14 protein-coding genes are annotated in these 13059 nt (G+C 57.4%); 8 read left to right on the top strand and 6 right to left on the bottom strand.

What is annotated here, in order from left to right:
- The first annotated feature begins 24 nt into the window (after positions 1–24).
- On the top strand, positions 25–1434 hold the full coding sequence (locus QOL67_RS11270) for an FAD-binding oxidoreductase (RefSeq protein WP_283426065.1): 1410 nt from the start codon (positions 25–27) through the stop codon (positions 1432–1434).
- 58 nt (positions 1435–1492) lie between these two features.
- On the opposite strand, the gene QOL67_RS11275 is transcribed toward QOL67_RS11270, so the two are convergent.
- Positions 1493–2032, bottom strand: coding sequence for an adenine phosphoribosyltransferase (locus QOL67_RS11275; protein ID WP_283426066.1), 540 nt, complete (start codon positions 2030–2032; stop codon positions 1493–1495).
- Between the two features lie 163 nt (positions 2033–2195).
- Between QOL67_RS11275 and QOL67_RS11280 the strand changes: the two genes are divergently transcribed.
- A complete protein-coding gene (locus tag QOL67_RS11280; protein ID WP_283426067.1) occupies positions 2196–2426 on the top strand; it encodes a hypothetical protein in 231 nt (76 codons plus the stop codon).
- Here the strand turns inward: QOL67_RS11280 and QOL67_RS11285 are convergent.
- A complete protein-coding gene (locus QOL67_RS11285; RefSeq protein WP_283426068.1) occupies positions 2423–3052 on the bottom strand; it encodes a LysE family translocator in 630 nt (209 codons plus the stop codon). The genes QOL67_RS11280 and QOL67_RS11285 overlap by 4 nt on opposite strands.
- A gap of 69 nt (positions 3053–3121) precedes the next feature.
- Complete coding sequence (locus QOL67_RS11290) at positions 3122–4012, bottom strand: S-methyl-5'-thioadenosine phosphorylase (protein WP_283426069.1); 891 nt, start codon at positions 4010–4012, stop codon at positions 3122–3124.
- Between the two features lie 239 nt (positions 4013–4251).
- Between QOL67_RS11290 and QOL67_RS11295 the strand changes: the two genes are divergently transcribed.
- Positions 4252–5898 carry a SulP family inorganic anion transporter gene (locus QOL67_RS11295; protein ID WP_283426070.1) on the top strand — a complete coding sequence of 549 codons (1647 nt, stop codon included), beginning with the start codon at positions 4252–4254 and terminating at the stop codon, positions 5896–5898.
- A 187-nt stretch (positions 5899–6085) separates the two neighbouring features.
- Positions 6086–6997: an AEC family transporter gene (locus QOL67_RS11300; protein WP_283426071.1), complete on the top strand. Its 912-nt coding sequence runs from the start codon at positions 6086–6088 to the stop codon at positions 6995–6997.
- On the opposite strand, the gene QOL67_RS11305 is transcribed toward QOL67_RS11300, so the two are convergent.
- Both QOL67_RS11305 and QOL67_RS11310 read right to left on the bottom strand, forming a co-directional pair.
- Positions 6994–7626 (bottom strand): CatB-related O-acetyltransferase, encoded by a 633-nt coding sequence (locus QOL67_RS11305; RefSeq protein WP_283426072.1) that lies wholly within the window; start codon positions 7624–7626, stop codon positions 6994–6996. The genes QOL67_RS11300 and QOL67_RS11305 overlap by 4 nt on opposite strands.
- A gap of 43 nt (positions 7627–7669) precedes the next feature.
- Complete coding sequence (locus tag QOL67_RS11310; protein WP_283426073.1) at positions 7670–8275, bottom strand: flavin reductase family protein; 606 nt, start codon at positions 8273–8275, stop codon at positions 7670–7672.
- Positions 8276–8366: 91 nt separating this feature from the next.
- Here QOL67_RS11310 and QOL67_RS11315 point away from each other — a divergent pair, with 91 nt between their 5' ends.
- A complete protein-coding gene (locus QOL67_RS11315; RefSeq protein ID WP_283426074.1) occupies positions 8367–8861 on the top strand; it encodes a GNAT family N-acetyltransferase in 495 nt (164 codons plus the stop codon).
- Positions 8862–9060: 199 nt separating this feature from the next.
- A complete protein-coding gene (locus QOL67_RS11320; RefSeq protein ID WP_283426075.1) occupies positions 9061–10341 on the top strand; it encodes an MFS transporter in 1281 nt (426 codons plus the stop codon).
- Positions 10342–10530: 189 nt separating this feature from the next.
- Here the strand turns inward: QOL67_RS11320 and QOL67_RS11325 are convergent, their stop codons facing one another.
- Complete coding sequence (locus tag QOL67_RS11325; RefSeq protein WP_283426076.1) at positions 10531–11409, bottom strand: GlxA family transcriptional regulator; 879 nt, start codon at positions 11407–11409, stop codon at positions 10531–10533.
- A gap of 146 nt (positions 11410–11555) precedes the next feature.
- Here QOL67_RS11325 and QOL67_RS11330 point away from each other — a divergent pair, with 146 nt between their 5' ends.
- Positions 11556–12122, top strand: coding sequence for a cysteine hydrolase family protein (locus QOL67_RS11330; protein ID WP_283426077.1), 567 nt, complete (start codon positions 11556–11558; stop codon positions 12120–12122).
- Between the two features lie 150 nt (positions 12123–12272).
- The gene (locus tag QOL67_RS11335; protein WP_283426078.1) at positions 12273–13040 is read left to right on the top strand and encodes an EcsC family protein; all 768 of its coding nucleotides are present in this window, start codon (positions 12273–12275) and stop codon (positions 13038–13040) included.
- Positions 13041–13059: the final 19 nt, after the last annotated feature.

Consider the following 13059-nt stretch of genomic DNA (forward strand, 5'->3'; position numbering starts at 1 on the left):
GCGCGGTCCGCGTAAATCAGGCGCATGAGTTTACATGATGCCTCCCCCGAATTTGTCCAATCCCTTTCTGAACATCTGCCTGAGGGCACGTTGCGTGCGCCGGAACCGCGCTATCTGGAAGAACCGCGTGGGCGGTCTTTTGGCAATGGGGGCGTTGTGGCGCTGCCGCGTTCAGTGGATGAGGTGTCCACCATTGTTAAGGCGTGCAATGCGTCTGAGGTGCCAGTGGTGCCTTATGGTGGTGGCACCGGGCTTGTGGGTGGTCAAGTTGTGACCGACGGCGCCAAGCCGGTGATCTTGTCCCTGGAGCGGATGAACAAGGTGCGCGAAGTGCGGCCTTTGGAAAATGTGATGGTGGCTGAGGCCGGCGTGATCTTAAAAGATGTGCAGACGGCAGCGGAGGCGGCAAATCGATTGTTCCCCCTGTCCTTGGGCGCAGAAGGCACAGCCCGTATTGGCGGCAATCTGGCGACCAACGCCGGCGGCGTGAATGTGCTGCGCTATGGTAATGCGCGGGATTTGTGTCTGGGACTGGAGGCGGTGCTGCCCACCGGTGAGATTTGGCACGGGCTGACCCGGCTGCGTAAAGACAACACCGGCTATGATCTGCGCAACCTCTTGGTGGGGGCGGAAGGCACATTGGGTGTGATCACTGCGGCAACGTTGAAGCTGTTTGCCCGGCCCAAATCAGTGGCTACAGCCATCATGGTGGTGACAGACCCAGCCGCGGCGTTGCGCTTGCTGGCTTTGGCACGGGAGTGTGTGGACGAAGCAGTCTCTGCTTTTGAGTTGATGCACCGTCATGGCATGGATTTTGTGGCAGAAACGCTGCCCGATGTACGGCTGCCGTGTGACACGCCGCCGGAGTGGTCCGTGTTGATTGAAGTGGGCACCGGCTCGGGGGCGGAAAAACTGCTGGAAGACCTGTTTGGCCAAGCGCTTGAGGAAGGCTTGGTGGACGACGGATTGATTGCGCAAAGCGCACGTCAGCGGGATGACTTCTGGAACCTGCGCGAGCATATTCCGGTGGCGAACAAGGCTGTTGGCTCGGTGGCGAGCCACGACATTTCACTGCCGCTCGAGGCGCTGCCGGAATTTATTGCGGAGATGAGCGCTAAGATTGCCGCGCAATGCCCATTGCGGATCAACTGCTTTGGCCATCTTGGCGACGGCAATTTGCACTATAACCTGTTCCCTCCCAAGGGCCGCAGCCGGCATGACTTTGATGACATCCGGCACGGGCTGAGCACACAGATTTACGACCTCGTGCACCAATATGGTGGTTCCTTCAGTGCGGAGCACGGTGTGGGACGTTTGAAAGTTGTAGACTTGGAGACATATGGCGATCCAACGCGCCTGGCGGCGATGCGCGCCATCAAAACGGCGCTGGACCCTAAAGGTATCATGAACCCGGGCGCGGTGCTTGCGCCCTAGGTCTTCTCATTCTTCAAATATCCTGGGGAGTCGCCGGAGGCGACGGGGCAACGCCCCATTACAGCCCGTCGAACTCACAGAGCACAGAGACATCCATGCCCATGGACTCAAGTTTCTTGCGGCCGCCAAGCTCTGGCAGGTCGATGATGAAAGAACAGCTGATGATCTCGCCCCCCAAGCGCTCGATCAGCTTGATACCCGCTTCGGCCGTGCCGCCGGTGGCGAGAAGATCGTCGACCACAAGCACTTGTTCACCTGGCTGGATGGCGTCGTCGTGGATTTCGACAATCGCCTCGCCATATTCAAGCTTATAGTCCTGTGAGATGGTGGTGCCGGGCAGTTTTCCTTTTTTGCGGATGGGCACAAAACCTACGCTGAGCTGGTGGGCAATGGCGCCGCCAAGGATAAAGCCACGCGCTTCCAGACCCACAACTTTGTCGATGCGAGTGCCCGCGTAGGGGTGCAACATCTGGTCAATTGCCATGCGGAAGCCGCGCGGGTCGGCAAACAGCGTGGTGACATCGCGGAACATGATGCCCTCGTGCGGGAAATCAACAATGGTGCGAATGTAGTCTTTGACGTCGGCGCTTTTGGGCATCTTATGTTCCGGTGGTAAATTTCAGACGAAGCAGGTTTGGCGGATGCGGGCGTGTCGCGCAAGAGTGGAGTTTGTCGCGGTGTGACGACTTTGTTCTGGACGGGTGTGGGGTGCGGTCTGTAAGCACAGATTAGGATTGGGTAACAGCACGGGTGGGCGTCGCGTGGGATCAAAGAATGAAGCGCAGTCGGACGCAGCTGATAGCGTGGCCAAGTCCAAGAGCAAATCTAAGTCCAAGACAAAATCCAAGCACAAAAAAGACAGTCAGCTGGTGTTGCGGCTGGACAAAGAAGAGCGCGATGCCTTTGTCGACCTGTGTAAGGAACTGGACACCAGCGCTGCGCGTGAAATTCGCGGTTTCATTCGTAAATTTATGAAGAAAAACAGGCGTTAAGCGGCGCGCTTAAGAGTTGCGGTCAGCAGTCCCATCCCCATCAATGTGACGCCACCCAGGCGGGTCAAACCATGCATCACAGCTGGGCGTTCAATGCGGCTGCGCAAGCGATCTGCCAGCAGCGCATAGGCCAGGGCATTGAGCGCGGCGAGCGTGACAAAGGTGCTGATCAGGATGGCAAATTGCGGCAACATCGCTGTCGTTGGGTCAATGAACTGCGGTACAAAGGCGATAAAGAAGCCGATGCTTTTGGGGTTTAGGGCTGTGACGGCAGCAGCGTGACCAAACACGCCGCGCGCAGGCAGGTCGGCGGATTTGCTGATGTCGCCCAGGCTGGCGTGACCGGCGCTGCGCAGCATCTTGTAGCCGAGCCAGAGCAGGTACGCGGCGCCCACCCATTTGAGCACCATAAACGCGGTGGCGGAGGCCAGCACAAGGGCACCAAGCCCCAATAGGGACGCGGTCATGGCAATCAGATCACCAAGAGCGACACCCGCTGCGGTGGCGACGGCGACCTTGCGACCTTGGGTGAGCGCATAGCTTAGCACCAGCAGAATGGTGGGGCCGGGGATCAGCAAGAGCGCGAAAGAGGCGGCGACAAAGGTCAGCCAGAGATCGAGGGACATGAGAAAGGGCCTGCAAATGAATCAACAGGCCCTATCAAATAGGTGATATGGGATTTGGTCCAGTGGGAATTAGCCTGCAAGCACGCGACCGGCGACAGCATCGAGCTTGGCGATCATCGCAGGGTCGCGTTTGTCCGGAGCTGTCATGATGGCAAACTCCAAAGCCTTGTCGCAGCCGTGTTCACAGTCAGCACGCTTTGCGCCCAAGAGAGCAGGGAGGCCGCGTACGAGATTGCGGGCTTTTTCGGAGTTACCGGTCAATGTGTCAATGATTTCAGTGACATCAACTTCACCGTGCTCGGGGTGCCAGCTGTCATAGTCGGTGACCATCGCAACCGAGGCATAGCAAAGCTCAGCTTCGCGGGCCAGTTTGGCTTCGGGCATATTGGTCATGCCAATCACATCCGCCCCCCAGCTTTCGCGGTACATTTTGCTTTCCGCCAGCGTGGAGAACTGCGGGCCTTCCATCGCAAGGTAGGTGCCGCCCTTGTGCACCGTGATGCCAGCATCGGTGGCAGCTGTGAGGCAGGCGTCTGAGAGGCGCGGGCAGGTGGGATGGGCAACACTGACATGCGCAACAAGGCCGGGGCCAAAGAAAGATTTCTCACGCGCAAAGGTGCGGTCAATGAATTGATCCACAATGACAAAATCGCCCGGCGCCATGTCTTCGCGGAAGGAGCCTGTGGCAGACACTGAGATCACATCGGTCACGCCCAGACGTTTTAGCGCATCGATGTTGGCGCGGTAAGGCACAGAAGTGGGCGTGTGCACGTGGCCGCGGCCATGACGTGGCAGGAAGGCCATTTTCACGCCACCCAAACGGCCTGTGAGAATCTCGTCAGACGGAGTGCCAAAGGGGCTTTCCACTGCCTGCCATTTGGCGTCTTCCAAGCCGTCAATGTCATAGATGCCGGAGCCGCCAATCACGGCGATCATGGTTTCTTTGCTGGCCTCTGTCATGCCCGTCTCCCAGTGCAGTACTTTGGGCAAAGTCTTGGGCGCAAGAGGCGGGAATTGCAAGGTAAAGCCGGGTCAGTAACACATCTGTAATGCGTCGGTATCACCGAGGTGCAAAATGGGACCATCAGAAGGGCAATCGGGACACAGATCGGCCCAAGCGGCCATCACTATTGTTTGTTAAGGGCAAACCCGCTAGGGAGGCGCCAAGCGAACACTCCCAAATTTACGCAGGTACACTCATGAGACGCGCGGCGTTGGCCATGCTGGCCAAGAATATTTCTCCCCCCAACCTGTCCATTATGCAGGACGAGGGGTTCACACCCGGTCGGGTTAAGACTGAAGTTTTGTCTGGCCTGACCGTGGCATTGGCCTTGGTGCCCGAAGCGGTGGCCTTTGCCTTTGTGGCAGGTGTGCACCCGTTGGTGGGGCTTTACGCGGCCTTTTTGGTCGGCTTGATCACCGCGTTGATTGGTGGTCGTCCGGGTATGATCTCCGGTGCAACTGGTGCGTTGGCGGTGGTGATGGTGGCCTTGGTGGCGCAGCACGGGGTGGAATACCTGTTTGCGACTGTGATCTTGATGGGGGTTTTGCAGATTATTGCTGGCGCGTTGCATTGGGGCAAATTCATCCGTCTTGTGCCACATCCGGTGATGTTGGGCTTTGTGAACGGTCTGGCGATTGTGATTTTCCTGGCGCAGCTGACTCAATTTAAGGACCCAACAAACACAGAGGCATGGTTGCCGTGGGCTCAGTTGGTGATGATGTTGGGCCTTGTGGCGTTGACCATGGGTATTATTTGGGGGCTTCCTAAGCTGACCAAAGCCATTCCAGCGCCGCTGGCAGGCATTGGGATCACCGCGATCATCGTGATTGTATTTGGCATCAACGTGCCAACTGTGGGTGACATGGCCTCGATCAAAGGGGGCTTCCCAAGCTTCCACGTACCGTTTGGTTCTGGTGAGGGGATTTATCCACCTGCACTGTTGGCACCGTTCAACCTTGAAACCCTGTGGATCATCCTGCCATACGCGGTGATCCTGGCGGCAATTGGTCTGATCGAAAGCCTGCTGACACTGAACCTTGTGGGCGAGATGACCGGCAAGCGTGGTGGTGCATCCCAAGAGTGTATCGCGCAAGGTACGGCCAATGTTGTGACCGGGTTCTTCGGTGGCATGGGCGGCTGTGCGATGATTGGTCAGTCAATGATCAACGTGAAATCCGGTGGCCGTACGCGGATTGCTGGCATCGCGGCGGCGCTGTTCCTGTTGGCGTTTATCGTGGTGGCCAGCCCGCTGATTGAGCGTATCCCGCTGGCCGCGCTGGTGGGCGTGATGTTCATGGTGGTGATTGGCACGTTTGCCTGGAACAGCTTCCAGATCATGCGCCGCGTGCCCAAAATGGACGCCTTTGTGATTGTGCTGGTGACAGTTGTGACCGTGCTCGAAGACCTCGCGGTGGCGGTTGTGGTTGGTGTGATCGTGTCTGCGCTGGCCTATAGCTGGCAGAACGCGCGCCGTATTCATGCCAACACCCGTGAAAGCGAGAGTGATCCGGGTGCGAAGGTTTATGAGATCGAAGGGCCGCTGTTCTTTGGCTCCGCCGAAGGATTTGGCGAGCTGTTTGAGATCGAAAGTGACCCAGCGCATGTGATTGTGGACTTTGCCCGCTCGCGGGTGGTGGACCAGTCGGCGTTGCAGGCAATTGAGGCTCTGGCTGGCAAATATGAAGCCGCTGGCAAGCAGGTCGTGCTGCGTCACCTGAGCCGCGATTGTCATGAACTGCTGTCTAAAGCGGGCAACCTGATGGTCGATAGTGATGACGATCCGGAGTATGAGATCGCCGTGGACTATCCGGTGCGCACCGGGGTGTTTGGCGGCGGACACTGACCGCTGCGCCAAACGAGTAAGAAATGGGCTGGCCGAGAGGCTGGCCCTTTTTGTTTTGCGCAGCTTCAGGGCGGCGCCCTCCCGTGGGGAGGGGCGGGCGCGGCCCGGACGATGTCCGTGCCAAGGTGGGTCTTGTGTTTTGCGAAACGGAGTTGCAAGACGATGGGAGCCACTCTGGAGCGCACTTATGACCTTCCTTGCCATATTGATCGGGCTATTGCCTTCGTTCTTGCTTGTTGGGCTGGGTGGCGTGCTGCGCAAACGTTTGTCGGCCAATGCCTGGCAGGGGTTGGACAAGCTCAACTTTGAAATTCTGTTTCCGGCGCTGCTGTTTGTCGCCGCCAGTCAGCGGCCGTTGGAGATTGGCCAAGTGGTGGGCATTGCGCCTTTGGTCTGGGGGCTGTTGGCGGTGGGCTTGGTTGTGGGCTATGGCGCGCGGCGGTTTGGGCCAGAGCGGTTTTTGGATTTTGCCGGGGCGTGGCAGACCGCGTGGCGGTTCAACACGGCGCTGGCGTTTATTGCCATTGCCACCACGGATAAGGCGGATGCGGCTGTGATGGCGGTGGCGATTGGCATGGCGGTGCCGATGGCCAATGTGTTTGCGGTGAGTGCGTTGAGCCGAGGTGGCAGCTTTGGGCTGTGGGGCACGGTCAAAAAAGTGGCGCTCAATCCGTTTTTGATTGCCTCCTTGGGGGGCGTGTTGGTGGGGCTGTCAGGCTTGAGTGTTCCCGCGCCGGTGTTGGCGCCGCTGGAGATGTTGGCGGCGGCGGCGATCCCGATTGCCTTGATCTCGGTCGGGGCGACGATGAATTGGGGCGCTTTGGCCCGGCTGGATGCGTTTAGCGGGATAATCTGCGCCACCAAGTTGTTGGTGATGCCTGTGGCGGCGTTGGTGCTGGCTTTGGGACTGGGGCTGGAAAGCGGTGTGGCGGTGGTGCTGGTGATCTGGGCGGCCCTGCCCACGGCGAGTGCGGCGCATGTGTTGGCGTCGGGTTTTGGTGCGGATCGGGAGTTGTCCGCGACACTGGTGGCGCAGACAACGTTGTTGGGGGCGGTGAGCCTGCCGGTGTGGATCACACTGGCTGAGGTGGTGTTTTAGGACACTTTTAGCGCCGCAATATTCCCAGCCAAAATCGCGGGAATGCCGGCTTCGATCCTGTCCTGTGGCCAATCCCACCACGCGATTTGCAGAAGCTCGGCAATGGTGGCGTCATCAAAGCGTTTTTTCATCACGGTGCCGGGATTGCCAGTGACGATGCCATAAGGCGGCACCGTGCCGCGCACGACTGCGCCCGCGCCAATGATCGCCCCGTGGCCGATCTGAGCGCCGGGCAGCACCATCGCGCCGTAGCCAAGCCAGACATCGTGGCCCACCGAAGTGTCGCGTGTGTCAGGTTGGTAGCCTTCCGGCACGGTGTCGGTAAAGACCGGGAAGGGGTAACAGCTGAGCCCATCTGTCGCGTGATTTGCGGAGCTGGTGATGAAGCGCACACCGTGTGCGATCTGGCAGAACTTGCCGATGCTTAAAGTCTCTTGGCTAAAGTCAAAGAGAAAGGGCGCGAGATGGGATGCCCAGTTTTTGGGTGGTGAGAAGTCGGAGGCGTAAGTGTGGTCACCGACTTCAAATTTTGGATGGTCGATCACAGCCGACAAAAACACGGTGCCTGCGTGTTTGCTGCCGTCCGGCAAAGTGACCGGAAAGGCGGTATTGGGATCGGGAAGGGGCATTTGGCCCTCCTTTCGAAATGTCCCTCGCGCCTGAGGCCCCGGTTTACTGATCGGGGCGGGCGAGGGTGAAGGTGTTGTCGACCACCGCATAGTCCTTGTAGCCAAGGCGGCTCAGAGGGCGGTAGGTGGTGACGTCAAAGATACCATCCACAATGCAGTTGTCGCGCAGGTGTACACCGGTCACTTCGCCAATGGCCATGAAGTTGTTCTCTCCCAAGAGAGGCACAATCTGGGTGAGGCGGCATTCAAGCGACGCGGGCGCACCGACAAGGCGCGGGCAGTCGATGGTGTCACATTGGGCGGCTTCAAGACCTGCGGCCACAAACTCGTCCTCGTCTTTACCCAGCAGTCCGGACGAAATGTTCATCGCGTCGCGGATGCTCTCTTCGACGATGTTCACGCAAAACACACCGGTGGCGCGGATGTTGGACAGGCTGTCTTTGCTCTCCGCCTGATCGTCTTTTTTGCCAGTGGAGGCAAACATCACCTGTGGGGGATTGTCCGCAAGCGCGTTGAAAAACGAATAGGGCGCGAGGTTGCGCACGCCGTTGGTGTCCTGGGTAGAGACCCAGGCGATCGGGCGTGGGCTGACGATGGCTTTGAACGGGTTGTGCGGCAGGCCGTGGCCGTCTTTTGGCTGATAGAACATCGGACTGACTCCATATTGGTTTGCAGGCAGTCCTAGCGCCATGTTAGGGGCGATGAAACCGCAAAATGAACGACGGGCAAGAGGCGCGCAGGTGATTACGTTAGCTGTGGAAACAGGCGAAGATTGGTGGGAAGTGGAGGCGCTTTATGACCTCTGCTTTGCGCCGGGTCGTGAGGCGCTGTCTTCTTATCGTTTGCGTGATGGGGTGGACCCGGTGTCGGGGCTATCGCTGACCGCGCGGGACGCCGAAGGTATCTTGGCAGGTGCCATTCGCTATTGGCCGGTGCAGATTGGCGCTGTGCAGTCTTTGTTGCTTGGCCCGGTGGCGGTGCACCCGACACACCAAGGCGAAGGCTTGGGCCGGTCCCTGATCGAGGACAGCTTGCAGCGTGCGGCACCTTTGGGCTGGCAGCGGGTCATGCTGGTGGGGGACGCGTCGTATTATAAGCGGTTTGGTTTCGAGAAGCTGGAGGGCGTGGTGATGCCGCCGCCGACCAATCCTGAACGTGTTTTGGGGCGGGCGCTTGTTGAAGACGCTTGGAGTGGCGTTGCTGGGAATGTGGAGAGTGTGGCGTTGGGTGGTTAAAGAGTGCTGATGCGTTTTGGCGTTTCGTACGATTGCTACCTATTGGCCAACCGACAACCCTGAAAATTGCGCGAGAAGTCCGCAGTGCGGACTTTGCTGCAATCCGAGACCAACTGGCGATAGACAGCTCTCGCAATATCACACACGCTCCACTCGCGCTGCACTTGTATTCGCTGTTCAATCTGCCAAGTTCACAGACATGCCAGCCGACATCGAATTTTCCTTCCATCAGCTATCCAGCTCCGCCCGGCGGCATATTCGGGTTTTCCAGATCCAACAGTTTCTAGATCGTTTCGCGATGGGTCTGACGGTAGCGGTTGTCGCGTTGGCCTTGATCGACCGTGGTATGGATCTTTTCCAAATTTCGCTGCTTTTTGGCGTCTATTCGGTCACGACGATGGCGATGGAACTCCCGTTTGGCGGGTTGGCAGACAAAATTGGGCGCAAGCCCGTCTTCATGTCAGCCGTTGTGGCAAGCATGATATCGCTGGGTCTCTTTCTGTCGTCCAGCGGCTTTTATGTTCTGGCATTGTCGTTTGCGTTCATTGGGTTCGGGCGCGCTTTGCGGTCGGGAACGCTCGACGCCTGGTTTGTCGAAAATTTCAGAACCATGGCCCCGGGCGTCGATATCCAGCCTGCGCTGGCAAAAGCCCAATGGGCAAATGCTTTGGGGCTGGCTTTCGGTGCGATCTGCGGAGGCCTTTTGCCCGATGCCTTCGGGGATGGCGCAGTCCAACGTGGCTTCAGCGCTTACGACGTCTCCTACGTGGCAAGCCTGATCATGATGATAGTGTTGTTTATCTATACGCTCTTTGCGATCACAGAGGAGCCGCGCCCGCTGAACCCCAAGGCGCTCGCTCAGGGCTTCAGAGACGTTCCTGAAGTGATAAAACAGGCCGGCCTCCTCGCCTTGAGGCACCCCACTTTGTCGATACTACTTCTCGCCTTGGCTCTGTTTCTGATGGCAACAAACCCGGTTGAAATATTCTGGCCCACCCATCTAAAAGGTATGCTGGATGAAGATTACGCCAGTACGGCCATCGGTGTTCTAACGGCGACGTATTTTTTCTCTACCGCGTTTGGCGCGGCTCTTTCGCCGCACATCAATCAAATTTTCAAGCGCCGACACGCTGTCACGCTTTCTGTGGTTTTTGCCTGCCTCGCGGTTCTCCAGGTCGCCATGGCGTATCAGAGCCAGGTCATCGGCTTCGTGGCGATGTTCATTTCGTTTTCTATTGTTCTTGGTGCGGCCGAAACGCCAGCCAGCAGCATTTTGCATGCCTGTGTCGAAAACCATCAGCGTTCCACGTTGCTGTCATTGCGCTCACTCGTGCAGCAGCTGGGCGCAGCAACCAGCCTCCTGATGGTTGGGGGGATTGCAGAAGCCTATTCGCTACCTCTCGCCTGGGCTGGAAGCGCGGGGTTTCTCATGATTGCTGTCTTGCTGATGGGCATATTGGCCAAGCGGTTGGAACGCTGAGTTTGTGATCCGCCTTTCGATTATCGCGTAATATTCTGAACTAAATGCCTCAAGCGGGCCTTGGCCAATCGCGTCGTACCTGCGAAGGAACTGGTTCGGTTGATTGGTCCTTTTGAGGGGCTTCCTGACCTCAATTTGGGGGAGCGTTTTACTGGTCATCATTTCATTGCGATTGCTTTCTAGGTTGCCCTACGTCACCGGCGTTGGGTGAATTCGAAAGCGGTGCCGATACTCCCCCGCACTAAGTCCAGAAATAGACTTGAAAAGACGGTTGAACGCGGAAACGTCTTTATATCCAACCTGCCAGCAAATTTCACTTACTGTCTGTGCCGTGAGTTCGAGCAGTCCTTTTGCTTTTTCAATACGAAGCTCTTGGACATATTGGTTTACAGTGTGTCCCGTGCTTTCCAAGAATTTACGGTGTAGAGATCTGGGGGAGAGCCCCGCCTGAATTGCCAGAGCGCCAACTGTCAGATCTGCGTCTACGTTGCTTTCCATCCAGATTTGAAGGGCGCGAATGGCTTGGTTTCTGTGCGCCAAATTGGGCCTAAACGAGCGATAGTTGCGTTGCTCTCGACCTGTCGGATCAATCAACATCTGCCGACAAGTCTGTGAGACGACAGTTGGGCCGAGCCAGCGGCCAATCAGATGGATCCCCAGATCAACCCACGCCATCACCCCCCCCGCTGTCACAATATCATTGTCATCCACCAGAATTCGCTCAGGACTAAGGCGAACCTTGGGGAAATGTGATCTGAAATCCTCCTCAAGCGCCCAGTGCGTTGTGGCGGGGCGGCCGTCCAGAATACCGGCATGTCCGAGCCAAAAACTTCCTGCACAGGCTGAGCAAATGATCGTTCCGGCAAGATGCTGATGCACAATCCAGTGATGCAGTTTCGGGTCATGTTCTCCCCGTTTTCCGTTCAGATTTGGCGGGATAATTACGGCATCAATATTTCTGACGCGCTCTGTTTCCGATGGAGCCAAAACCTGGTGCGTGATCTGTGGTTTGAGGTCTTCATCGATAAGGCTGTTGGCAACATCAAACAGCTCTCCAAGCCCATGCAAGGCGGATTTCTGAGAGCCCTCATAGGCGATGATGGCAAGGTTTGGCATATATGGCACTCAAATTGTCATTTCTGCCAATCGTATCCGCGAGGTGCCATGGCGTAAACACAGTTGTGACCCCAATCAAATATCAAAGTGAGTATCAAATGACCAAATCTGCCTTGTTGTTAGTCGACATCCAGAACGATTACTTTCCAAGTTTTGACGGTAGTAAAATGCCCTTGCCAAACATGGATGCGGCTGGCGCAAAGGCCGCGAACCTACTCAACAGCGCGCGCGAGTCCGGACTGAAAGTGATCCATGTTAAACATGTTATGGCATCAGATAAGGCCCCGTTTTTTCATCCGGCAACCAAGGGGGCTGAGCTTCATGACAGTGTTGCCCCTAGCTCCGGTGAAGTGGTTGTTGAGAAGGCCAAGCCAAATAGTTTTGTGGGCACGAACCTCAAGCAATTGCTACGAGAGCAGCAAATTGAGCACCTCATTATTTGTGGTGCAATGAGCCAAATGTGTGTTGATGCAACTGTGCGTGCTGGCTCTGATCTCGGTTTCAAAGTGACCGTCGCCCATGATGCATGTGCTGCTGCGAACATTGCGCATGATGATGTCAGTGTGCCTTCTGCGAAGGTGCATGCTGCAATAATGGCACCCTTGGCTTCTAGCTATGCCGAAGTTCTGCCGACGTCAGACATCAACTTAAATGTCTTGGGCTGACATTTAGGTGGGCCGGAGCATTCGACTGTTTCGGCTCACACCATCCTTGAAACGTTGCTACACGGCATCAGTAATCGCCAACCGGACCACCAGTGCCCTCATTCCTCCTAGAGCGGTTGAACAAGCGCCTTGGGTTCCTACTTTTAAGGCATGACCCAAATTGAGATTTTACCGGACATTCCGGACCGTGAGATTGACGTAAACTCTGAGTTGGACGCGCTTGCGGCGCGCTATGGCGGGGCCAGTGGGCTGGGCATGAAGGTGCTGGGCGTGTTGGGCATGCCGGTGAGCGGGTTGCTCAAAAGCTTGCCAGGCGAGGTTCAGGATGGGCTGGGCGGTGCCACGGAAGTGGCTTTGATGCAGGCGGTGAAATGGGCTGATGGCAGTCGCGGCTTGGTGAAAGACCAGCCGGATTGGGTCAATGCCTCGGTCACCGCTGCGCTGGGCGCGGCTGGTGGGGTTGGAGGTGTGACCTCTTCCTTGGCGGAATTGCCGATCACCATCACAGTGCTGTTACGCGCCATTCAGAGCGTGGGTGTGCAATACGGATTTGATCCCAGCCATGAGAGCGTGCGGTTTGATTGTGTGCGGGTGCTGGCGGCCAATGGGCCGTTTGAGGCGGATCGGGGCGCGGATTTGGCGATGCTGGAGCAGCGGGCCGGATTGGCCATGGGCGGCACCAAATGGATCAGTGCGGTGATTGTGCCAAAGCTGGCACCAGTGTTGGGGCAGAAACTGGCGGCGCAGATGGTGCCGGTGATTGGCGCGGCGGCTGGCGCGGCGACGAATTATGCCTACACCAGCTATTATCAGGACATTGCCCATGTGCATTTTGGCCTGCGCAGACTGGCCGTAGAAGCGGATGTGTCACCGGAGATGCTGGTGGACGGCATGCGCAAGCGGTTAGGCAAAGCGTAGCCGGGCATCACCCGGCTAC

The sequence above is a fragment of the Shimia sagamensis genome (genome assembly GCF_900182745.1).
Lineage (GTDB): Bacteria > Pseudomonadota > Alphaproteobacteria > Rhodobacterales > Rhodobacteraceae > Shimia > Shimia sagamensis.

What these genes read in the sequence shown, in the direction of transcription:
- QOL67_RS11270 (WP_283426065.1), top strand. Translation starts at nt 25, where the DNA reads ATGAGTTTACATGATGCCTCCCCCGAATTTGTCCAATCCCTTTCTGAA.
- QOL67_RS11275 (WP_283426066.1), bottom strand. Translation starts at nt 2,032, where the DNA reads ATGCCCAAAAGCGCCGACGTCAAAGACTACATTCGCACCATTGTTGAT.
- QOL67_RS11285 (WP_283426068.1), bottom strand. Translation starts at nt 3,052, where the DNA reads ATGTCCCTCGATCTCTGGCTGACCTTTGTCGCCGCCTCTTTCGCGCTC.
- QOL67_RS11290 (WP_283426069.1), bottom strand. Translation starts at nt 4,012, where the DNA reads ATGACAGAGGCCAGCAAAGAAACCATGATCGCCGTGATTGGCGGCTCC.
- QOL67_RS11295 (WP_283426070.1), top strand. Translation starts at nt 4,252, where the DNA reads ATGAGACGCGCGGCGTTGGCCATGCTGGCCAAGAATATTTCTCCCCCC.
- QOL67_RS11300 (WP_283426071.1), top strand. Translation starts at nt 6,086, where the DNA reads ATGACCTTCCTTGCCATATTGATCGGGCTATTGCCTTCGTTCTTGCTT.
- QOL67_RS11305 (WP_283426072.1), bottom strand. Translation starts at nt 7,626, where the DNA reads ATGCCCCTTCCCGATCCCAATACCGCCTTTCCGGTCACTTTGCCGGAC.
- QOL67_RS11310 (WP_283426073.1), bottom strand. Translation starts at nt 8,275, where the DNA reads ATGTTCTATCAGCCAAAAGACGGCCACGGCCTGCCGCACAACCCGTTC.
- QOL67_RS11320 (WP_283426075.1), top strand. Translation starts at nt 9,061, where the DNA reads ATGCCAGCCGACATCGAATTTTCCTTCCATCAGCTATCCAGCTCCGCC.
- QOL67_RS11330 (WP_283426077.1), top strand. Translation starts at nt 11,556, where the DNA reads ATGACCAAATCTGCCTTGTTGTTAGTCGACATCCAGAACGATTACTTT.
- QOL67_RS11335 (WP_283426078.1), top strand. Translation starts at nt 12,273, where the DNA reads ATGACCCAAATTGAGATTTTACCGGACATTCCGGACCGTGAGATTGAC.